A 22338-nucleotide genomic window follows, 5' to 3' on the forward strand; every position below is an offset into this window, starting at 1 on the left:
TTTTGAAAGTCAAATCTTATTTCCTGCCATACTTTAGCTGATTATACCTCTTACAAAAAATCGCTAATTTCACCTTAGAATGAATATGAAACATACATATAAGATTACCGGCATGAGCTGTAATGGTTGCAGGTCTCATGTAGAAAATACCCTGGCTAAAGTAAATGGGGTCAAAAATGTCTCGGTAGATCTAGGTAAGGCAGAGGCGGTGATCGAAATGGAAAAGCATATCGAGGTAGAACATTTTGAAAAAGCGCTTCAGGAGGAAGGCGGGAATTATCATATTCATTTTCCAGATTCTTCAGTTTCCGGGTCTCAAGATTCCATGAAGCATACCTATAAAGTAACCGGAATGACCTGTAATGGATGCCGGTCTCATGTGGAAAAAATGCTGAATGAAGTTGATGGCGTGATTAAAGCTACCGTAGACCTTGAAAAGGAGGAGGCTGAAATCATTATGAAAAAACATATAAAAGTCCAGGCCTTTCAAGATGCTTTGCAAAAGGATGGAGGTAATTATCATATTATGATGCCCGGCGACAAACATGCAAAGCATCAACATTCTGCGAAAGAAAATAAACCCGAAGGACAAGGTACCGGGACCTGGTATTGCCCCATGCATTGCGAAGGGGATAAAACTTACGATAGGCCGGGAGATTGCCCGGTTTGCGGTATGAACCTCGTGGAGGAGGTGAGTGCCGCTCCAAAAGTACAGTTTACCTGCCCTATGCACCCTGAAGTGGTTAAAGACGAACCGGGTGACTGCCCTATTTGCGGAATGGAATTGGTTCCTCTTAAACCAGAAGCATCAACAGAAGAAAAGGGATATAAAAAGTTATTGAAGAAATTCTGGATCTCGGTTGCATTCACACTGCCGATCTTTCTTATTGCCATGTCCGAGATGATCCCTGAAAATCCATTATATGACCTGGCCAATATAAAAGTCTGGAACTGGATTCAATTCGGCCTTTCTCTGCCGGTAGTTTTCTATGCAACCTGGATGTTTTTCGAAAGGGCATGGAAATCGGTGGTGAACTGGAATCTTAATATGTTTACTCTTATAGGAATAGGAGCAGGGGTAGCCTGGCTCTTTAGTTTATTCGGACTTCTCTTTCCTGATTTCTTTCCGGCACAGTTCAAGACAGAAGCTGGCACCGTGCATGTTTATTTTGAAGCGGCCACGGTTATTTTAACGTTGGTTCTCATGGGGCAGGTGCTGGAAGCGCGAGCTCATAGCAGGACAAATTCTGCAATCAAAGAATTATTGAAGCTCGCACCTAATACAGCGGTAAAAGTTGTTGATGGTAAGGAACAGAAAGTTTCGATTGATCGAATTAAAGAAGGAGATGTGCTAAGGGTAAAACCAGGAGAGAAGATTCCCGTAGATGGTAAGATAAAAAAAGGAAGTTCCAGTATCGATGAATCGATGATCACAGGGGAACCTATCCCGGTAGATAAAAGGGAAGGAGATAAGGTAAGTTCGGGAACCATTAACGGAAACCAGAGTTTCACCATGATCGCAGAGAAGGTTGGCGATGAGACCCTACTTTCCCAGATCATAAAAATGGTGAACGAAGCCAGCAGATCTCAGGCTCCTATTCAAAAACTAGCCGACAGGATCTCGGCTTATTTCGTGCCTATCGTGGTGTTGATTTCAGTTCTAACATTCATTGCCTGGGCTGTCTGGGGTCCAGAACCTAGTTATGTTTATGCTCTGGTAAACGCTATTGCCGTGTTGATCATTGCCTGTCCCTGTGCTTTAGGATTGGCTACCCCAATGTCGGTTATGGTTGGAGTAGGAAAAGGAGCTAAAAATGGAGTTCTTATCAAGAATGCAAGGGCACTGGAGCAAATGAATGAAATAGATACCCTGATCATAGATAAGACAGGAACCATTACAGAAGGAAAACCTTCGGTGGAAAAAGTAATTACGATTTCTTCAGAATATTCCGAAAAAGAAATTTTAAGTTTAGTAGCCTCGGTGAATGCCCAAAGTGAGCATCCGCTGGCTGCAGCTACCATTAAGTATGCAGATGAAAATAATGTAAAATTTGGGGAATCTTCAGGTTTTAATGCCATTACAGGAAAAGGAGTTACGGCAGAATTTGAAGGAAAGCTGCTGGCTCTTGGAAACGATAAACTAATGCAGGCGGAAAATGTGGAAATATCATCTGATATTTCCAAAAAAGTGTCGGTAGAACAGGAAGAAGGAAAGACTGTATCTTACCTGGCTGTAGACGGAAAACCAGTGGGCTATGTAACAATTTCAGATAAGATAAAAAAAACGAGTAAAGCGGCACTTTCAGAACTTCAGGAGGAAGGAGTGAGGGTTATAATGCTTACGGGAGATAATAAAAAGACTGCTGCGGCGGTGGCCAAACAACTTAACCTCGCCGATTTCAAAGCAGAGATGGTTCCACAAGATAAAATGGAAGAGGTTAAAGGTCTACAGGCAGAAGGAAGAAAAGTCGCGATGGCTGGTGATGGGATCAACGATGCGCCGGCTTTAGCTCAGGCTAATATTGGGATTGCCATGGGAACGGGAACCGATGTAGCTATAGAAAGCGCCGAGATCACCCTGGTAAAAGGAGATCTAAAGGGCGTGTTGAGAGCAAGGAAACTAAGTGAGAAGGTGATGATGAACATCAAGCAGAATTTGTTCTTTGCTTTAATTTATAACACGGTGGGAGTGCCAGTGGCAGCCGGGGTTCTTTATCCGGTATTTGGAATTTTACTCTCTCCTATGATCGCTGCTTTGGCCATGAGCTTTAGTTCGGTATCGGTGATAGGAAATGCCTTAAGACTGAAAAATACTAAATTGGATTAACTGAAAATTTATTTTTGCAGTTTTCTTCAAGGAAGACTTTTATACCTGAATTACTTCGTCTGGAATTAAATTTATTTAACTGAGACTGAGAATAAATTCTAGCCAAAAGAAATGAGGCCTTTCTTAGGGCCTCACTCCATATTTAATCCTGGTCTAGTTCTTTCGTTTTTCTTGGTAATGCTTCCTGCCTTTGCGTCTTTTCTCCTGGAGACCTTCCCATTTTGTAAATTGTTCTTCTGTAAGGATCTCGCTCAATTCTTCTTTTTGTTTTTCATTGAACTGTTGTTTTTCTTCCTTCATTTCTCTCCTTTCTTCCCTCATTTTTTCCTGAGCTTCGATCCTCTCAGCAAATAGACCTTTCAATTTCTCCTTTTGGTCTTCATCTAGGTCCAGCTGCATGGCTAATCGGTCTGCTCTAAGCCTAGCCATTTCATCTTTAGTAAGATCACTTTTACGTTCGCTTTTCTGCTGAGAAAACATACTTAAGCTTAAGAGAACAAAAATTACGGTGAGTATTTTTTTCATCTGTTTAGGTTTATAGGTTATAAACATTAGACATTTAATTGAGTAAAAGGTTTAAAATTATGGAAGAATTAGGAAGGTTTTCTGAAGTCTTCATATCAAACTAATTTTGGTCTTCACTTTCGTATGCGTTCTTATAGTGAGTCTTCATTTCCCGGTCATGCATTTCTTCCCATTTTTTATACTGAGACGGGTTTAAAATCTTTTTTATTTCAGCCTTGAAATCCTCCTCGATTTCCATCTCCCGGCTTTCTATATCGCTCTGTCCACTGGTTTCAGCCATCATCTCACTCATCATTTCTTTTTCCTGCAGCAACCTTTGCATTTGGGCTTCCTGAATTTTGTCTTTTTGTTCAAGATTAAGATTAAGCCTTGTGGTGACCTTATCTGCATACATCATGGCATGCGCCTCTGCATCGATATGACTGCTTATGGAATGATCTTCATGATGCTGTCCCTTTTTATCCTGTTTAACCTCCTGCGCAAATGCTCCTATAGTAATAAAAGCAACGAATAATAATACTATACGTTTCATCACTTGTAATTTATTGGTTTATATGTACTTAAAGTTAAATCATGTAGGGCTGAAATTTAAGGTCTTTAACAAAAAAAAGCTATCACCTTTAGAGTGATAGCTTTCTAATATTATAACTTTAAAACGGTTTAATTTACCGGGTTCAGGATAAGATCGATTCTTTTAAGAATGTCCTGTAAGTGATAACGGGTTAGGGTGTCATTTGCACGATAAAGTGAATTTTTAATCTGTCTTTCCAGGGTGTTCAATTCCCCGCGAACAACCGGCCTGATATCACTTTGAGAAACGTTCACCTCACTCTGACTTATCCAGTTTCTCCATCTTTCAGGAACTTCCTCCTGCTCTTCATTCATCAGGAATTCCATTCTTTCGATATAAGCTCTCTGAAGATTTCTTCTGTACCGGTCTGTGCTTTTTCCCGAATAGATCTCGCTCCAGATTCCTTTTCTTAGTTCCGTCATCATATCAAGAAGAGAATAAGCTTCTTTTCCGTTAATCTCTTCATTTTCCATTAGCCTTGCCATTCTTCCGAAATCCAGAAGATTGTTTAGGGTTCTCTGCTGCATATTTCTAATTCGCTCCACATTTCCATCAAATTCGATTTTATTGAAGATCTCCTGGTTGATCATCCATTCCGGAGTTTCGAACAATTGCTTTTGAAGGAAATCCATTGCTCTTTCCTGCTTTTCTTTGTCTACATGAAAGTATACGGCACCTTCCTGGTCGTAAGTTTTGTAATATTCATAAACTCCACCAATGTTAGCCGCCACGTGCCCCATATAGCGATTGTACTGAGCAAGTACCTGTCCGTAAAGATCATCAAGATCTTCATAATCCTTGCCATCTTCGGCGGTCCATTCAATTAATTTCGGAACAATTCTTTTAAGGTTTTTGATCCCATATTCGCTGGCAAGCATAGCATCATCTCCAAGATCTTCGGTTTGAGAACTAGGGTCGATCACATTTCCTTGCTGTCTTCCGAACCTATACATTGGGTCACCCGCATGTTCGAGGATCCATTCATCCAGAATTGGCTTTTTCTCTTTTCCCTCTTTTTCAGGAATAGGGCGGTAACCCCATTCAATGGCATATTTGTCATACGGGCCAATGTTAGGCATAAGAGCCACATCTCCGTCTTCCGGCTGTGCCACATAATTAAATCTTGCATAGTCCATGATTGAAGGTGCAGTACCATATTTCTGGGTAAATTCAGGATCTCTAAGATCTTCTACTGAGTAGGCAACACTACTACCCATATTATGCGGAAGTCCAAGCGTATGCCCTACCTCATGAGAGGAAACAAACCTGATCAATCTTCCCATGACTTCGTCTTTAAAAGCTACGTCCTGCGCCTCTTCGTTGATAGCTGCAGTTTGAACAAAGAACCAGTTTCTAAGCAATGTCATTACATTATGATACCAGTTGATATCAGATTCGAGTATCTCTCCAGATCGCGGGTCGCTTACGTGGGGACCATTTGCATTTGGAATCGGGGAAGCAAGATATCTCACTACAGAGTATCTTACATCTTCAGGGCTCCAGTCTGGATCTTCCTCTACCGTTGGTGCTTCTTTGGCTAAAATGGCATTTTTGAATCCGGCTGCTTCAAAAGCTACCTGCCAGTCTTCGATTCCCTTTTTAATGAACGGAACCCATTTTTCAGGAGTCGCACGATCTATATAATATACGATTGGCTCCTTTGGTTCTACCAGTTCGCTATTTTTGAACTTTTCCATGTCCTCTTCCTTAACTTCCAGTCTCCATCTGTCAAGGAATTCAACGGTCTTGCTTTTCTGAGCTTCCAGCCCGTAATCTGTTTGTTCGGTGGTGAACCAGCCTACACGTTCATCAAAATATCTTCTTTCCATAGGAACCTCCGGCAAAAGGATCATGGAATTGCTGAATTCTAGCGAAATAGACCCCGTACTGGAATTTGAAGGCGGCTCCCCGGCATTATAAGTCTTTACGTGTCTTATTTCAATGTTTTCAGGATAACTTCTAATAGTATCTATATAAGACCTGCTTTCGTCCAGACGGGATACTTTGTACCTTTTTCTAGTTCCATCAGGAAGACCTAGTGCCTGAACATCCTTGGTATAAAGATCAGTTACATCAATTACCGTTGATTTGCTTATAGAATCCTTGCCAACCGTTTTTACATCAAAAGTTTGCAGAATAGGTTCGAAATTGGAATTTCTTACTGCTTCATGAACAGGTAGGGAATCTGCCGCATAAACTTCATAAGACACTACGCGTAGTAAAACCTTATCTCCTTTCTTCTGCCATCTGTGAACCTGGGTATTTTGCTTTCCTCCACCAAAACCAATGCCGTTTGCAGTTTTAGCGATTCGCGTAACGGTAAGCATTTCACGGTTAAATAGACTATCCGGAATTTCGTAGAAATATTTGTTTTCAACTTCATGAACGGTGAATAGTCCCTCGTCGCTTTTAGCGTCTTTAGTGATAACCTTATTGTATGGTTTTAAGCCACCATTTTTTTCGTCTTCCTTGTCGCTATTTCCAGCAACATCCTGTTTTTTACTTTCTGCCTGAAATACGGCACAACTGGAAACAGATAAAGAAAGCGCTACAAGCATTAGCCTGAGGCCTTGTTTTTTGATCATAAATTGTAATTGTTTAATTAATAAGCTTCAATTTTAGGGCTAAAATAAATGAATGAGATGCCCGTTGGCAGTTCTAGGACTAAGCTTATCGAAAATGGTTTAAACTGAAGTTGTTAAATCTGTATTTACAGTAATTTGAGAATTGAAGATCTTCCTGTAATCAAATTTTGAATGATATGGTTTTTCCAGAAAGGTACGGGACCAGAAAGATTTACTAAAAAGGAAAAAGGGATCCTGGATCATAAAATAGGGAATGAAATGATAATGCTTCACTCCGCATTTTCTAAAAAAATTTCTAATTTCCTTTTCCATTCCTAACTCTGAAGCGGCTACGATAGCTGCCATCCGCTGGCATTTCGAGCCTTTGTAATTTCCAGCAAGCCTTACATCGAAACCGTGAATATAAAACTGATCCTTAATCCTTTTGTAATTCTGGTAACGAGACCATCCATCCATAAAAACCAAAAAAATATGAATAAAGGAGAAAAGAAAACAGAGCAACCAGATAATTTGAAATATGAAATCACCCTCGAAAAGGCTTTTTTGAAAAAGTTTCCAGAAAAAAACTGACTCCAGGACAAACAATCCTAAGGAAAGGTAAAGTAGTTTTCCTACCCTTAAATAGGAGATGAACTTAGGAGGTTGTTTAGGAAGTAACGGGCGGCGCATCCTCTAAAATAATAAAAAAAAGTTCTGCCACCCGGACAGAACTTTTTTCTGATTTCAATTCTATTAAAATATCTTACTCTTAGATAGCTTTGATGTTAAGCGTCTCTCCTTCCTTGTAAACATCGATCATTTTATGTTTTCTAAGACTTTTCAGGGCTTTATCCCATTTCTTATTGCTAAGACCAGATTGATCCTTGATGTTGGACAATTCATGGATCTCATCATTTTTCAGCAATTTGAAAACGGCTTTTTCTTCATCGCTAAGATCAACAGCTTTCTTTTCAGGTTTCATTTGAGGGAAGAACAATACTTCCTGTATAGACTGTTTATTGGTAAGGAACATGATCAACCTGTCCATTCCAATTCCAAGTCCGGAGGTAGGTGGCATACCATACTCCAATGATCTTAGGAAATCATTGTCTATGAACATTGCTTCATCATCTCCTTTTTCTGAAAGTTTCAATTGCTCTTCAAAACGCTCGCGCTGGTCTATAGGATCGTTCAACTCTGAATAGGCGTTGGCGATCTCTTTTCCGCATACCATTAACTCAAAACGCTCGGTCAAATCAGGATTGTCACGATGTTCTTTACAAAGCGGACTCATCTCCTTTGGATAATCTGTTATGAAAGTAGGCTGGATAAAGTTGCCTTCACATTTTTCACCAAAGATCTCATCGATAAGTTTTCCTTTACCCATGGTATCATCTACTTCGATGCCCATTCCTTTTGCCGCTTCGAACAATTCTTTTTCAGATTTTCCTGTAATATCGAATCCGGTATACTCCTTAATGGCATCGGTCATGCTTAAACGCTTATATGGCGCTTTAAAGTTGATCTTGTGCTCTCCAAAAGTTGCATCTGTAGTTCCGTTTACGGCGATCGCGCAATGCTCAAGCAATTGTTCGGTGAACTCCATCATCCAGTTGTAGTCCTTGTAGGCTACATAGATTTCCATTGCCGTAAATTCCGGATTATGCGTCCTGTCCATTCCTTCATTTCTAAAGTTTTTCGAGAACTCATATACCCCGTCAAAACCACCAACGATCAATCTTTTTAAATAAAGTTCATTGGCAATTCTAAGATACAGCGGAATATCCAGTGCGTTGTGGTGTGTTACGAAAGGTCTTGCTGCCGCACCCCCGGGAATAGATTGAAGAATTGGAGTTTCCACCTCAAAATATTCTCTTTCATTAAAGAAATTTCGCATTGCGTTGAACAGTTTTGTTCTTTTTACGAAGATCTCTTTTACCTTGGGATTCACCGCAAGGTCTGCATAACGCTGGCGATATCTTTGCTCGGGATCGTTAAAGCCATCATGGGTGTTTCCTTCTTTATCAGTTTTAGGAAGCGGAAGAGGACGAATAGATTTACTCAAAAGATGAAAATCCTTAACCATTACGGTCATTTCTCCAACCTGGGTTTTGAAAAGTTCTCCTTCAATTCCAATAAAATCACCAATGTCCAGAAGCTTTTTATAAACGTCATTGTATTTAGCCTTGTCCTCGCCCGGGCAAATTTCATCCCTGTTAAAATAAACCTGGATTCTGCCTTTTGAATCCTGAAGTTCAGCAAAAGATGCTTTTCCCTGGATCCTTCTGGACATTAATCTTCCTGCGATCACTACTTCTTTTCCTTCTTCAAAATTTTCCTTAATCTCGGAGGTTAAATGATCAACCGGAAAAAGGTCGGCTGGATATGGATTGATACCGGCTTTTCTTATGGCCGTTAGTTTCTCTCTTCTAATTTGTTCCTGTTCTGATAACTGCTGCATATAATTTTTTTTATGCATTCAACAAAAATGCGGATGCAAATATAGTGACTATCAGCCTGCCACACAATGCAATTAAAAGCCGAAATATTAATTCTATCTTTGCATGAAAATTAGCATTAATGAGTATCTGGAGAGTAATTCTTTCTGTATTATTCCCTCCCCTGGCAGTATACGATAAAGGATGTGGTTCTATTTTAATCGTTCTCATCCTTACCCTGTTAGGCTGGGTACCTGGAGTGATCGCCGCGCTTATCATTTTGAATAACCCGAAGTCTTAAAGTATGAACAAGAAAGTTGAAATACAGAACCTGGGAGTGAAAGATTATAAAGAAACCTGGGATTACCAGGAAGAACTTTTTAAAAATACACTGGATCTAAAGATCAGGAATAGAAGAGAGGAGCTGGATGAGCCAACTAAAAATTACCTGCTTTTCGTGGAACATCCTCACGTATATACTTTGGGGAAAAGTGGTGATGCGGAAAACCTGCTAATTTCAGAAGCTGAATTAAAAGCGAAGAATGCTACTTACTACAAGATCAATAGAGGAGGGGATATTACCTACCATGGTCCGGGACAATTGGTGGGCTATCCCATTTTGGATCTTGACAATTTTTTTACTGATATACATAAATATCTCAGGTTACTTGAAGAAACAGTGATCCTAACCCTGGCCGAGTACGGATTGAAAACTGAAAGAAGTCCGGGAGAGACCGGTGTTTGGTTAGATGTTGGAACTCCCTTTGCACGAAAGATCTGCGCCATGGGGGTAAGGGCCAGTAGGTGGGTGACTATGCATGGTTTTGCCCTGAATGTAAATGCCGATCTCGGTTATTTCGACAATATCATTCCCTGCGGAATTAAAGGAAAAGCGGTTACTTCCCTAAATGTTGAATTAGGGCAGAAAGAGGTAGATATGGAAGAAGTTCAGCAAAAAGTGCTGAAGCATTTCGCTGAGCTTTTTGAAGCTGAAATTGCCAATTAGAACTTATACATCAGGATTTCATTTTCTTCACCTTTAACCACAAGCTCCAGCTTAGAATCCAGATCGGCATTGGCGATATCTACCTGCGAGGTTCCATATACCGGGAATCCTTCTAAAAGTTCTGCTTTATCATTAAAAACATAAACCTTTTGGGTTTGAGTATCTGTGATCGCCACCAGAGTTCGGTTGCGAATATTGAATAACTGGGGATCGCTGTAAAGCCCAAAATCTAAATTGACGATCCTGGAATTTATGCTGAGTTCATTTTCATTCAAATAAACAAGGTTGGTTCTGTCAGCCACAATCCTGTTGTTTTCTGCAAGTCCAAGATCTGAAGAAGAAATATTTCCATTTTGGGAGATCTTGATGAGGTCACTTTTCGGTTTTGTCGAAACAAAACTGTTTTGGTAGCCATACCATTCATTTTCCGAGTAATCGATATTGCCCTTAACCGGAACTCTTATATCTCCCTGCCTGCTAAGAATGTTTAACTTTCCTGATTTCTCTGCAACCAGAATATAATCTTTATTACCTAACCTGATGTGTTTAGGAGGTTTTATTACTTCACTCCCGGCACTTTCAAAATCGAAGCCCTTTATTGCTTTTCCGCGAGGGCCTACCATGTAAACTCTTTTGTTCTGAGTAAGTACAAACCTGTAATTTCGGTTATTGTCATAATCGAAAACTGAAAGAGGCTGAGTAAGTGGTGAATTAAACTGGATAGGATAGCCTTTTACTTTATTGCCGTTTCTGTCCAGAACCTCCATATGGTAACCGGTGGAAAATGCCAGTTGCTGATTCCCATTTTTAAAAAGGTCTACCTGGTAGATTGGGCTGGTGATCTGGCTATCCATTTTCTTTTTCCAGAAAACGGTTCCCTTATTTGAAATAAGATAAATATTGTTGTCTTCATCCTGTACCGAAATGTCCATTTGATCTGTCCGGTGATTTTTGAAGAAATACGGCGTGGTACTCACCGGGGCATCGATTTTAAAGGAGGCGACCTGTTCTGGGCCATTGCTCAAAGCAGCTTCTTCAGAATTAGAAATTACTGTATGCAGGTGAGCGAAATCATCTTCAATGATTATCTGTAAAGCGGCCAGGCTATTCTTATTGAATTCAGGCTTATTAGCTTTTGTATAATTAGAGGAATTGATAACAAAAAGCATGGAAGATTCCGAAGAAAGGGTAGACATAAGATTTGTAAAATATGCCTTGTCTTTAAGAGTGTCTGAATTCTGAATGGCGGCAATAATATTTTTCAAAATTTCCAGATCTGTTGAAAATATCACAAAATGATCCTGGAAAGTATAAAATCGCCCATTTTCGACCTCGAGGATTTTAGAAAAGGACTTTTTGAAATCCAGAGGATCATTCAACTCAAAAATTGAGGAACCTCGGAAAGTCTCAATTTCATCACCAAGCCCTGCAAGAGCTTCTTTCGCCAGTTCAATATCTTTGGCATTCAATACGAATGCCTCTCCGCTCTCGAAAGTAATAGCTGTGGCTTCCCTTGTGACGTCAAGTACTTCCGGATATTTAAATGTGGTGCTATCTATGCTTTTTAGAGGACTCTCATATAGGTTCTCAAAATTCTCATAATTCAAAGAAAGAAAACTTATAAAATCCTCAGGGCATACCGCTGATGTTTCAGATTGCTGTGGAGATGTATTTTTAAAGAGATTCAAGGAAGCAGATTCCTGATTGCCCAAGCTTATTCCATTACCCCGAATTTGGTTCTTAGCAAAATCCAGGTCCAGAATACTCCATTCGGCAAAATTAGTAAAGGCTGGAAAATGTAGTTTTTGAAAAAACTCTTTAAAAACGGAACCTAGCCGGTTATGATTATAGAATATGGTAGTCTTTTCTGGACTGGAAGCATGGTAAGCTTTTTGAAAGTTCTGAGATGATAAGGGGTTTTCAATTTTACCGGATTCAATTAGGTTTTCTCTTGAATTGCTGATTATTGAAGTTGTTTCTGCCTCAAACATGAAGAATTCGGTATCTTCAAATTTTATATTTTTAAATTCCAGGTTTTTCTGTTTAAAGGTTTCAACCGATTTATTCTTGATTGAATCAAGGCTTAATAAGCTGGAATCTTTTTTTGTGACAAGAGTAAAGGCGATGTTTTCGGAGCCCAATCCTGAAAAAGCGATGGCGGTCTCATGTTTAAAATTCAATTCTTTAAGACGGCTTAGTTCTTTTGAAAATCTGTCTTTCAATGGAAATCCACTTTTCGTTACCAGGTCGTTATCAGAGAGATTTTTGATGAAATTTCCCATGTCCTGGCTAATAATTACCATCTCAGAATCTTTAGGTAGATACTTATAAACCTTGAATTCTGTCGATTTGTTTTTGGAGCAGGAGTATAAGGAAATTATTAGAAGAACTAATATTAATCTTTTCATGGTTAGGTTTCAGATTTGAGCAAAAATAGAAACTTAGAAATCAATCTTCAATTGTTCCGGAAGTAGTTTAAAGCTTTTCCGGTGATATTTCGTAATACCAAATTTTTCAATTGCATCCCTGTGTTCCTTCGTGGGATAACCTTTATTCTTTTTCCAATTGTACATTGGATACTCTTCATGGATCTTATTCATAAAGGCGTCACGGTAGGTTTTCGCAAGAATGGATGCCGCAGCGATGCTTAAAAATTTCCCGTCTCCCTTTACGATGCATTCATGGTCGATATTTTTAAACGGCTTGAATTTATTACCGTCTACGATAATGAAATCAGGTTCAGTCTTTAAATTTTCAAGAGCGCCATGCATGGCCAGAATTGAAGCATTCAGGATGTTGATTTTGTCAATTTCGTCCATAAAAATATGCTTGATTCCGTAAGAACTGGAATTTAACTCAATATGTGATTGTAATAAATTCCGATTTTTCTCGCTGGTTACTTTTGAATCATTTAACAGTGAATTTTTATAGTCTGGAGGCAGGATCACTGCAGCAGCAGTAACCGGTCCCGCTAAACAACCTCTCCCGGCTTCATCTGTTCCGGCGATGGTTAATTTGGAATTGTAAAAATTAAGCATTCGTAATTTTAATATGATTTTTTTAATAAAACCTCAATAGTCTGGATTTTGCTTCTTAATTCGGCACATTGAAGTGTTAAAGTGCTAATAAGTTAAAATGAAAAATATTTTGGATTATTAAGATTTTATTATGATTTTTGGCGCTGGCTAATTCAAATTTAACAAATAATGAAAAAAAGATTACAAGGATTTCTAACACTTTTACTGGTGTTAGTGGTGCAAATTGGTTTTGCACAAGAGAAGACCGTCACTGGTACGGTTGTAGATGAAGACGGTTTGCCTCTCCCAGGGGTGAATGTCATCGAAAAAGGTACGAGCAATGGGGTTCAGTCCGATTTTGATGGAAATTACAGCATCAGTGTTGAAGAAGGTAAGGTGTTAGTATACAGTTACCTTGGATTCGCAACACAGGAACTTTCCGTTGGTTCTTCTGATGTTATAGATGTGACTATGACTGTAGATGCTGCGGCATTAGACGAAGTTGTGGTTGTAGGTTATGGTACTGCTACCAAGCAGTCCTTTACAGGTTCTGCAACAACTATTGAAGCAGAAAACCTTGATGTGAAGTCAACTTCAAACATCACCCAGGCTCTTGCCGGTGAGGTTGCTGGGGTGAATGTAATTAATACTTCAGGTCAGCCAGGAACAGCTTCTACTATTAGAATTAGAGGTTATGGTTCTGTAAACGGTAACCGTGATCCTCTTTACGTTATTGATGGTGTGCCATTGAATGTTAGTACTGGTGCAGATCCTAACGATCCAGATAATGAGGCTATCAATACTATTAACTCGATCAACCCTGCAGATATTAAGAGTACCACTATTCTTAAAGATGCAACGGCTACAGCGATCTACGGTTCCAGAGGGGCAAATGGTGTTGTATTGATCACAACTAAATCTGGTAGTGCCGGTGAAGATTATATCGAGGTAGATGTTAAGACTGGTGTGAATACTCAAATGATCCCACGTTATGATGTGTTAAGATCTCCTGAAGAGTATATTGGATACGTTTGGGAAGGTATTTACAACAGAGGAGTTATTACAGGTCAGGCAGATCCTGTTGGTTTTGCTAATAGCCAGTTATTTACAGACAACTATATTCCAGCTGGATATAACATGTGGAATGTAGCTGATGGAGGAGAGCTTATCGATCCTGAAACAAGAATGGTTAGAGATGGAGTGACCAGAAGATATACTCCACAGAGATATGAAGATCTTGCTTTCGATTCTTCTATTAGAACTGAAGCTAGTGCAAGATTTGGAGGAGGAAACGAAAAAACAAAATATTTCGCTTCTGTTGGTTACCTTAATGACGATGGGTATGCTATTAGAACTGGGTTTGACAGATATACTTCACGTTTAAATGTTACTTCTCAGGTTAAAGAATGGTTAGAAGTAGGTGTTAACCTTGGTTACACTTATTCTGAAACTATAGCCAATGGTCAGACAGTGGGTTCTGAAAACTTATTTGAATTCGCTGATAAAATGGCTCCAGTTTTCCCTGTTTTCCTAAGGGATGATAATTTTGAATTAGTGCCAGATCCAATTTTTGGAGGTAATCAATATGATTATGGTTCAGATTCAGGTTTCCGTGCGCGTCCTAACGCAAACAACCTGAACCCGATCGCTTCTGCACTTTACGATTTTAACGGTTCTAACAGACACCAGTTAAATGGTAATATGTCTTTGAATATCGATATCACAGATAACCTGAGATTCGAAACTCGTTTTGGAGGTAACTACTTCATGGATAGAGAGAAGCAATTCAGAAACCCATTCTACGGTGGAGGTAGATCTACCGGAGGTGATTTATATACTGAAGATGTAGAGTACTATTCTACTAACTTCCTTCAGTTACTTAGATATACAGATCAGTTTGGTGATCATGGTATTAATGCATTCGTTGCTCACGAGAGTAACAAAATTAACAGATCAGAAACTCAGAACTACAAAGGGCTATCTGTTTCTCCTGATATTTATGAGTTAAACAACTTCGTTGAGAACCTTAGCCCACCTGTAGGTTTTTCTGAAGGTAGATCATTAGAATCTTATTTCGGACAGATAAACTATGATTATGATGATAAATATTATTTCAGTGGTTCTGTTCGTCGTGATGGTTCTTCACGATTCGTGAATGACAAATGGGGGACATTCGGTTCTGCCGGTGTATCCTGGGTGATCTCGAATGAAGGTTTCTTCAATTCAGGATTGGTTAACTTCTTGAAAGTAAAAGCTTCTTACGGTATTACAGGAGATGAAGCTGGTGTTGAATATTATGAAGGATATGATACTTTTAACCTAGGTCTTCTTGCTGGTGGTATTTCTATTTCTCAAAGAGATAATGGTAACCCAGATCTTACCTGGGAAACTTCAAAAATGTTCCAGGTTGGTACTGAATTCAGTCTTGGAAGATTCCTTGATGGTTCTGTAGATTACTATAGAAAAAGAACAGATAACCTTATCTTCGAACGTAGAGTAGGTCCATCTCAAGGTATTGCGATCATTACTGTAAATGATGGAGAGCTATTGAACTCTGCTATTGAATTTAACCTTACAGGTCATATTATCAATACAAGAGATTTCAAACTTGACCTGAATATTAATGGTGAACTTCCACAGAACGAGATCATCACTATGCCATTAGAGCCTTCTACAGGAGAAGAGAGAATTCTAGATAACTCTCCAGGATTCTATGCTTACTCTCAGGGTAGCTCTATCTACGATTTCTATATGAGAGAATATGCCGGTGTAGATCCTGCTAACGGAGCGCCACTTTGGTATCAGTATTACAACGATGTGAACGGAAACGGTATTTTTGACGGAGATGATGAATCCATAGCGTCAATGACTACGTATCTAAATGACAATCCTGATGCTACCGTGGAAAGAAGAGTAACTGATACTTATGCAAGTGCAACAGATAAGTATGTTGGAAAGTCTGGTATTCCAGATGTTCGTGGTGGATTTAGATTAGGTGGTCGTTTCAAAGGATTCAACTTCTCTACTCAGTTCATCTATAGCCTTGGTGGTCATGCTTACGATGCACAGTATGCAGAATTAATGAGTGATAGATTTGGTGCTGCTGGAAACAACTTCCACTCAGACATCGCTGACAGATGGCAAAGACCAGGTGACATCACTGATGTTCCTGCACTTACAGATAACGCTATCGTTAACGGTACTTCCACTTCAACTCGTTTCCTAACAAGTACAGATTATCTTGCTTTAAACAACGCACTGGTAGGCTATACATTTGATAGTGACGTAATTGGGTCGACTGGTTTAGATTTATTGAATATATTTGTATCTGGTGATAATTTATTCGCGAAGACTGCTAGAGAAGGTTTCTTGCCGAACACAAGTCAATCTGGTAACTCTGGACGTAGACTTTACGCACCACTTACAACTGTAACTCTAGGTGTTAGGGTTAAATTCTAAAAAAAAACATTATTATGAAAAGTTTAATTAAAATTTCAATGATTTCAGCCTTACTCTTTGCAGGAGTGGGCTGTAGCGAAGAGTTCTTAGATGAACAGCCAAGCGAATTCCTAACTGCTGAGCAAATTGGAGAAGCTGCTGAAAAGAACCCAGCTGTGGTTAGAGGTACCATGACAGGTATCTATTCATTAACTGTAGAGACCGGTACAGGTGGAACAACTAACCATGATGACTTTGGTCAGAAAGGTTATGATATTTATGGAGACATGCTTTCTGGAGATATGGCTCTTTCTGTAAGTACTTATGGATGGTATAGAGCTGATATTACAGAATTCCAGGCTCCTCAGGATTTTACACGTACCAGAAACTACATGGTTTGGAGATATTACTACCGAATCATTCGTTCTGCGAATACAGTGATCGATGCACTTGGAGGTAACGAGGCTGTGCCTGAACTTGATGAGAATAAGTTCATCATGGGACAAGCTAAAGCGATAAGAGCACATTCTTATTTTTACCTGACTCAGTATTTCGCTAAGAAATACAATCCAACTGCCGAGATCCTTCCTATCTATGATGACCTGCAGGATCAAAACGGACCTAAAGTAGCAATGAGTGAGATCTATGACTTCATGGAAAGAGACCTTACAGATGCTATCTCGTTACTAGATGGTTTCGCAAGAGCTGGAAAGAATGAGATAAATAAATCTGTAGCTCAGGGTATGCTAGCTTATGTTCTTGGATCTAAAGGTGAATGGCAGCAGGTTTATGATCTAACCAATGCTGTTGTGAATAGTGGTGAATTTAGCATCATGAGTTCTGAAGAGGTCCTAGGTGGATTTAACGACCTAAACACTTCAGGATGGATGTGGGGAATTGACCTAACTGCTGATGTTGGACTTGGTCTTGTATCATGGTGGGGTCAGGTAGATAGATTCACTTATAGCTATGCTTGGGCAGGTGATGCCAAAGCAATAGATTCAGATCTTTATGCTGCTATCCCAGATAACGATATCAGAAAACAACAATTCCAAGCTCCAACAGGAGGGTATGCAGACCTAATGCCATTGAACAAGTTCTATGATCCGAATAGAGTGATTGGTGGACAGGCTGTTGTTACTACAGATTACGTATACATGAGAATTGCTGAAATGTACCTTCTAAAAGCAGAAGCTGCTGCAAGATTAGGAATGGATGCTGATGCACAGTCTGCATTGAAAACTGTTCTTGATGAGCGTTTAGATGATGCTTCTTATGTTGATGGACTTTCTGGTGGAGGTCTTCTAGATGAGATTTATCTTCAAACTCGTATCGAGCTTTGGGGTGAAGGAAAGAGTTACCTTGCTATGAAAAGGAATCAGGCAACTGTTACAAGAGGGGATAACCACCTTTCTTTCGTAGGTGTTGGAATTCCTTACGACGATGAAAGACTTACTTTCGAGATCCCAGAATCTGAGATCCAGTTCAACCCTTTCATTACCGATCAGAACGAGTAGCAAGTAATAATTCTAAAAAACTTTATAATGAAAAAAAATATTTATTTTATTCTTTCTTTGGTGATGTTGTCATTCACTGTTGTTTCTTGTGATTTTGATGACGACCTTACCGAGCCAGATTATGTTCGTCTGGAATTTGCTCCTGGGGCTGTTCCTCTTGGGGTAGCAGTAGGCGGTTCAACTTCATATGATGTGAATGTTTACTCTGCTAAGAACATGCAATCAGATCGTACCTACAATATTACTGTAGGTGGATCAATTGCACCTGAGGCATATAATGTGCCTGAAACTGTAACGATTCCTGCAGGATCTAACGAGGCTAGCTTCACTGTAAGTGCTTCAGATATTGGTTTAGGTGTAGCTGGAAAAACTATGGTTTTAAATTTAGAGGAAGAGCCTGAGTTTACAGTAGGTGATCCTCTTAGTTTTTCTGTGGCTAGAGTTTGTCCTGGAGAAGAGTTTTCTCTTGATTTCACTTTAGACGCTTATCCTGGTGAAACTGGATATGAGATTTTGGACTCTGATGGAAACTCTATTGTAAAAGTAGAAGGAAGCCCGGCAGATACATCTCTTTGTCTTGCATCTGGAACATATACTGTGATCCTTACCGATTCTTATGGAGATGGTATTTCAGACGGTGGTGTAACTATTAGTTATGCTGGTACGGTTCTAGCTACTTTAACAGGTGATTTTGAAACTGAAACAAGTGTAGAGGTATCTTTCTAAGATAACCTTCACAAATTATAAGGTGATCTGATTAATTTCAGGTCACCTTTTTTTATTTTTATACATATGAGATTACTATATATATCAATTTTCGCCCTTTTCCTTTTTAGCTGCACTTCAGATAATGAGATAACTGAGGTCGATGAGGAGGAAGTGGTTGAGGAAATAGATAAAGATACCGTGACCCAGGAACCTGTAGATTCATTCGCCGGTGAAATAATTATTCATGACAGTGAAAGAATCCAGGAAGGCCTGGTGCTGGTTAATGATGCATCAGCTAACAGGGTTTATCTCATGGAGAAGGAAGCTTCTAAAATTTTAAAGGAGTGGGAATTGCCATCAGGTATAGGTAACGATGCGGTTTTGTTAGACGATGGAAGTCTTCTCGTGGCGCTTACAGATCCATCACCTTCCTTCCAATTTGGAGGTTTCGGTGGAAGGATCGCGATCATAAGTCCTGAAGGAGAATTGAAATGGGATTATACTTATTCCGATGAAGAGAATCTTTCACATCACGATATCGAAATGCTGCCCAACGGGAACATACTTTTTATAGCCTGGGAGAAAAAATCAGCTGAAGAAATTGCAAAAAAGGGTTATAACGGGGAATACGAAGAGATTTATACTGAAAAGTTGCTTGAGATCGATCCTTCCATGAAGCAGGTAGTCTGGGAATGGCATGCCTGGGATCACTTAATTCAGGATAGCGATCCTGAAGCAGAAGAATATGGTGTTGTAGCTGACAATCCAGGACGCATCAATTTGAATTATGAAGACCCGTTTAAAGATGGGAATTATAACGGTGATATATTTCACGCCAATGCTTTGGATTACGATCCCGAAAAAGATCTTATTTACCTAAGTGTGAATTTTTTCAGCGAAGTCTGGGTAATTGACCATAGTACATCTATGTCTGAAGCCAGGTCTGGTAGTGGAGGCAATTTCGGTAAAGGTGGAGACCTTGTTTACAGGTTTGGTAACCCGGGAGCTTATAATAATTCAAAAGGTGAAAGGATGTTTTACCATAATCATCATCCAAATTTGGTGTTTAACTCAAATACTATTTTGGTCTATTCCAATGGGATTGAGTCGGTAGATCCGCATTCTACAGTCTTTGAATTGGAATTACCTGATACATTCGACCTAAAGGCACGGAGTAATAACGAACTAAACGTGGTATGGGATTTCTCAGATCCAGATCTTTTTGCCGGTAAAGTTTCAGGTGCCCGGAGATTGGATAATGGTAATACGCTTATCACTGAAGGAGATTTTGGTTTTTGGGAAGTTACAGAATCCCGTGAAGTCGTATGGAAATTTGAAGGTGACGGATTTTTCTGGAGAGGCTACCATTATAATGATGATAGCGAAGCTGTATTGAACCTTGAATTATAAAAATTATGATAAATTCAAAGCCACCTCAAAAAGGTGGCTTTTGTTTTAATAAACTTAGGCCTACTATCGTTAATTATTATAATTTTGCTGCTTTAGTATGATTTTATGAAGAAATCCTTTTTAATTTTTTTATTGTTTTTTGCCGTATCCGCATTCGGTCAAACTAGATTAGGACCTAAGGGCGGAGGCGTAGATGGTGACCCGGCAAAAACAGAGAAAGATTCTCTTCCGGCGATAGATCTTTATAAGATTATTTCAGTTAAAAACGATACAACTTTCCTTGATACCACCTTAACCGTATTAAAAGATTATAAGTTCAATTACCTGAGAAAGGATAATTTTGAACTGCTTCCCTTTTCCAATACCGGGCAAACTTACAATAGCCTGAGTCTTCGAAAAGATTATTCGCGTGCTTTTTCTGAATTTGGAGCCCGTGCCAGGCATTTTAATTTCATGGAAGTAGAGGATATAAATTATTATTATGTCCCAACTCCGTGGACACAATTATATTTTAAAACTGTTCCAGAGCAGGGGCAGCAGCTCGATGCTTTTTTTACGGTTAGTACTTCAGAAAATCTGAATATGTTCATTGCTTATAAAGGAACACGTGCATTAGGTAAATATCAGCATATCCTAACGAGTAGCGGAAACCTGAGAATGGGATTCAGTTATAACTCCAAAAATAAGAGGTATCATGCCAAAGGACATTTTGTATCCCAGGATCTTTTGAATGAAGAAAATGGCGGTCTGGATTCTCTGGCTATTGGGCAGTACATTGCAAAGGAACCTGAATTTGAAGACCGATCGGTTCTTTCGGTTAATTTCCAGAACGCTGAAAGTACCTTATATGGAAAGAGGTTTTTTCTGGATCACGAATATGAGATTACCAATATCGCCGATTCTACCAATAAGCTAACTATTGGCCATAAATTCGATTATAGCTATAAAAAATTTGTCTATACTCAGACAACTGCCGAAAATGATATTTTCGGAGAGTCTTTTGTATCTGGTCAGATTAAGGATATAACCCGTCTGGAAACTTTGTTTAATGAAGCTTCGGTGAATTATTCAAATAGTCTTTTAGGTGATCTTTCTTTCAGGGCAGGGCATACAAATTATAATTATGGGTATAATTCGGTTTTTATTAAACCCGGGGACACTATAGGAAATCGGTTAAGTGGAGATCTTTTGCATGTAGGAGCATCCTATAAAAAGCAAATTGGCGGTTTCAGCGTTGAAGGAGATGCGCGGTTGAATTTGGCAGATGACTTTTCAGGTAACTATATTGAAGCTTCCGCTTCTTATGAATTTGATCCGGACAACTCGATCCGTTTTGGAGTGAATCAAAATAGTACTGCACCTAATTTTAATTTCCTTCTTCATCAGAGCAGTTATATCAATTATAACTGGCAGAATGATTTCGATAATGAAGTTGCACAACGAGTCTTTGGTGATTTTAGATCAGAGAAGATCGTAAATTTATATGCCAGTCTTTCCCAAATTGAGAATTACACCTATTTTTCAACAAACGAAGATACACTGGTAAAGCCATTCCAGGCAGGAGACCAGGTTCGCTATCTCAAGCTGAAGGCTGAGAAAGAATTCGATTTTGGTTTATTCGGATCTTATAATACTATAATGTATCAGAATGTTCTGGAGGGCGTTGGGGTTTTAAACCTTCCTGAATTTACCACCAGGAACTCTCTTTATTATAAAGACTACTGGTTTGATGAGGCCTTGTATTTGCAAACAGGTTTTACATTTAAATACTTTACCAAATATCAGATGAATGCCTACGATCCTGTGCTTGCTGAATTCTATGTTCAGAATTCCCAGGAATTAGGAGGTTTTCCCGTGGTAGACTTTTTCTTTAATGCAAAAGTTGATAAGGCTCGAATCTTTTTTAAGCTTGAGCATTTAAATGATCTAATAGATGGGAATAATAATTTTACCGCTCCGGGCTATCCATACACCGATTTTTTAGTCCGTTTTGGGTTAGTTTGGGATCTTTTTCTTTAAAATTCCTATTTCTTTCTTGCTGAATTCTTCTCTGAATTCTCTTTATACTGAAGAATTCTTCTACGCTGTTGTATAAATATTGCTGGATTCTTTTGGTTTTGCAGAAAAATGTGTGATTCAGATAAAAATTGCCAAATTCTCAAAAGACTATTGTGTAATCAAAATTCAGGTGTATATTTGCAGCCGCTTTGAGAGCAAGGCGATGTTCACTGACACGAGAGATGGTAAGGGTTGCGAGGCGATAAAGGGTCTTAAGGATTAAATAAAATTTTTTTCAAATTTTATTTGGTTGGAGAGC

At 39.1% G+C, this 22338-nt stretch carries 15 protein-coding genes; 8 read left to right on the forward strand and 7 right to left on the reverse strand.

The window, feature by feature from the left end:
* The first annotated feature begins 85 nt into the window (after positions 1-85).
* Positions 86-2827 (forward strand): heavy metal translocating P-type ATPase, encoded by a 2742-nt coding sequence (locus ML462_RS15235; protein ID WP_240714708.1) that lies wholly within the window; start codon positions 86-88, stop codon positions 2825-2827.
* A 153-nt stretch (positions 2828-2980) separates the two neighbouring features.
* Here the strand turns inward: ML462_RS15235 and ML462_RS15240 are convergent, their stop codons facing one another.
* From ML462_RS15240 to lysS, 5 genes are all read right to left on the reverse strand, one after another.
* Positions 2981-3352: a hypothetical protein gene (locus tag ML462_RS15240; protein WP_240714691.1), complete on the reverse strand. Its 372-nt coding sequence runs from the start codon at positions 3350-3352 to the stop codon at positions 2981-2983.
* 100 nt (positions 3353-3452) lie between these two features.
* Positions 3453-3884: a hypothetical protein gene (locus ML462_RS15245; protein ID WP_240714692.1), complete on the reverse strand. Its 432-nt coding sequence runs from the start codon at positions 3882-3884 to the stop codon at positions 3453-3455.
* Between the two features lie 128 nt (positions 3885-4012).
* Complete coding sequence (locus ML462_RS15250) at positions 4013-6508, reverse strand: zinc-dependent metalloprotease (protein ID WP_240714693.1); 2496 nt, start codon at positions 6506-6508, stop codon at positions 4013-4015.
* A gap of 99 nt (positions 6509-6607) precedes the next feature.
* The gene (locus ML462_RS15255) at positions 6608-6964 is read right to left on the reverse strand and encodes a hypothetical protein (RefSeq protein WP_240714694.1); all 357 of its coding nucleotides are present in this window, start codon (positions 6962-6964) and stop codon (positions 6608-6610) included.
* 292 nt (positions 6965-7256) lie between these two features.
* On the reverse strand, positions 7257-8948 hold the full coding sequence (gene lysS, locus ML462_RS15260) for a lysine--tRNA ligase (protein ID WP_240714695.1): 1692 nt from the start codon (positions 8946-8948) through the stop codon (positions 7257-7259).
* A 119-nt stretch (positions 8949-9067) separates the two neighbouring features.
* Between lysS and ML462_RS15265 the strand changes: the two genes are divergently transcribed.
* Positions 9068-9226, forward strand: a complete 159-nt coding sequence (locus tag ML462_RS15265) for a YqaE/Pmp3 family membrane protein (protein ID WP_108173096.1) — start codon at positions 9068-9070, stop codon at positions 9224-9226.
* A 3-nt stretch (positions 9227-9229) separates the two neighbouring features.
* Positions 9230-9931, forward strand: coding sequence for a lipoyl(octanoyl) transferase LipB (gene lipB / locus ML462_RS15270; RefSeq protein ID WP_240714696.1), 702 nt, complete (start codon positions 9230-9232; stop codon positions 9929-9931).
* Here the strand turns inward: lipB and ML462_RS15275 are convergent.
* Both ML462_RS15275 and ML462_RS15280 read right to left on the reverse strand, forming a co-directional pair.
* Positions 9928-12339, reverse strand: coding sequence for a hypothetical protein (locus ML462_RS15275; RefSeq protein ID WP_240714697.1), 2412 nt, complete (start codon positions 12337-12339; stop codon positions 9928-9930). The two genes, lipB and ML462_RS15275, sit on opposite strands and share 4 nt — an antisense overlap.
* 33 nt (positions 12340-12372) lie before the next feature.
* Entirely contained in the window at positions 12373-12969 is a 597-nt protein-coding gene (locus ML462_RS15280; protein ID WP_240714698.1) for a ribonuclease HII, read from the reverse strand.
* Between the two features lie 168 nt (positions 12970-13137).
* Between ML462_RS15280 and ML462_RS15285 the strand changes: the two genes are divergently transcribed.
* The 5 genes from ML462_RS15285 to ML462_RS15305 all read left to right on the forward strand — a co-directional run bounded on the left by ML462_RS15285 (position 13138) and on the right by ML462_RS15305 (position 22040).
* Positions 13138-16407, forward strand: coding sequence for a SusC/RagA family TonB-linked outer membrane protein (locus tag ML462_RS15285; RefSeq protein WP_240714699.1), 3270 nt, complete (start codon positions 13138-13140; stop codon positions 16405-16407).
* 38 nt (positions 16408-16445) lie between these two features.
* Positions 16446-17903 carry a RagB/SusD family nutrient uptake outer membrane protein gene (locus ML462_RS15290; protein ID WP_240714700.1) on the forward strand — a complete coding sequence of 486 codons (1458 nt, stop codon included), beginning with the start codon at positions 16446-16448 and terminating at the stop codon, positions 17901-17903.
* Between the two features lie 27 nt (positions 17904-17930).
* Positions 17931-18629, forward strand: coding sequence for a hypothetical protein (locus ML462_RS15295; protein WP_240714701.1), 699 nt, complete (start codon positions 17931-17933; stop codon positions 18627-18629).
* A 66-nt stretch (positions 18630-18695) separates the two neighbouring features.
* The gene (locus tag ML462_RS15300) at positions 18696-20021 is read left to right on the forward strand and encodes an aryl-sulfate sulfotransferase (RefSeq protein WP_240714702.1); all 1326 of its coding nucleotides are present in this window, start codon (positions 18696-18698) and stop codon (positions 20019-20021) included.
* A 105-nt stretch (positions 20022-20126) separates the two neighbouring features.
* Positions 20127-22040: a putative porin gene (locus ML462_RS15305; protein WP_240714703.1), complete on the forward strand. Its 1914-nt coding sequence runs from the start codon at positions 20127-20129 to the stop codon at positions 22038-22040.
* Positions 22041-22338: the final 298 nt, after the last annotated feature.

It is taken from the genome of Christiangramia lutea (assembly GCF_022489035.1).
Lineage (GTDB): Bacteria > Bacteroidota > Bacteroidia > Flavobacteriales > Flavobacteriaceae > Christiangramia > Christiangramia lutea.

Coding starts and splice junctions, on each gene's coding strand:
- ML462_RS15235 (WP_240714708.1), top strand. CDS start 86: ATGAAACATACATATAAGATTACCGGCATGAGCTGTAATGGTTGCAGG.
- ML462_RS15240 (WP_240714691.1), bottom strand. CDS start 3,352: ATGAAAAAAATACTCACCGTAATTTTTGTTCTCTTAAGCTTAAGTATG.
- ML462_RS15245 (WP_240714692.1), bottom strand. CDS start 3,884: ATGAAACGTATAGTATTATTATTCGTTGCTTTTATTACTATAGGAGCA.
- ML462_RS15250 (WP_240714693.1), bottom strand. CDS start 6,508: ATGATCAAAAAACAAGGCCTCAGGCTAATGCTTGTAGCGCTTTCTTTA.
- ML462_RS15255 (WP_240714694.1), bottom strand. CDS start 6,964: ATGGATGGATGGTCTCGTTACCAGAATTACAAAAGGATTAAGGATCAG.
- lysS (WP_240714695.1), bottom strand. CDS start 8,948: ATGCAGCAGTTATCAGAACAGGAACAAATTAGAAGAGAGAAACTAACG.
- ML462_RS15265 (WP_108173096.1), top strand. CDS start 9,068: ATGAGTATCTGGAGAGTAATTCTTTCTGTATTATTCCCTCCCCTGGCA.
- lipB (WP_240714696.1), top strand. CDS start 9,230: ATGAACAAGAAAGTTGAAATACAGAACCTGGGAGTGAAAGATTATAAA.
- ML462_RS15275 (WP_240714697.1), bottom strand. CDS start 12,339: ATGAAAAGATTAATATTAGTTCTTCTAATAATTTCCTTATACTCCTGC.
- ML462_RS15280 (WP_240714698.1), bottom strand. CDS start 12,969: ATGCTTAATTTTTACAATTCCAAATTAACCATCGCCGGAACAGATGAA.
- ML462_RS15285 (WP_240714699.1), top strand. CDS start 13,138: ATGAAAAAAAGATTACAAGGATTTCTAACACTTTTACTGGTGTTAGTG.
- ML462_RS15290 (WP_240714700.1), top strand. CDS start 16,446: ATGATTTCAGCCTTACTCTTTGCAGGAGTGGGCTGTAGCGAAGAGTTC.
- ML462_RS15295 (WP_240714701.1), top strand. CDS start 17,931: ATGAAAAAAAATATTTATTTTATTCTTTCTTTGGTGATGTTGTCATTC.
- ML462_RS15300 (WP_240714702.1), top strand. CDS start 18,696: ATGAGATTACTATATATATCAATTTTCGCCCTTTTCCTTTTTAGCTGC.
- ML462_RS15305 (WP_240714703.1), top strand. CDS start 20,127: ATGAAGAAATCCTTTTTAATTTTTTTATTGTTTTTTGCCGTATCCGCA.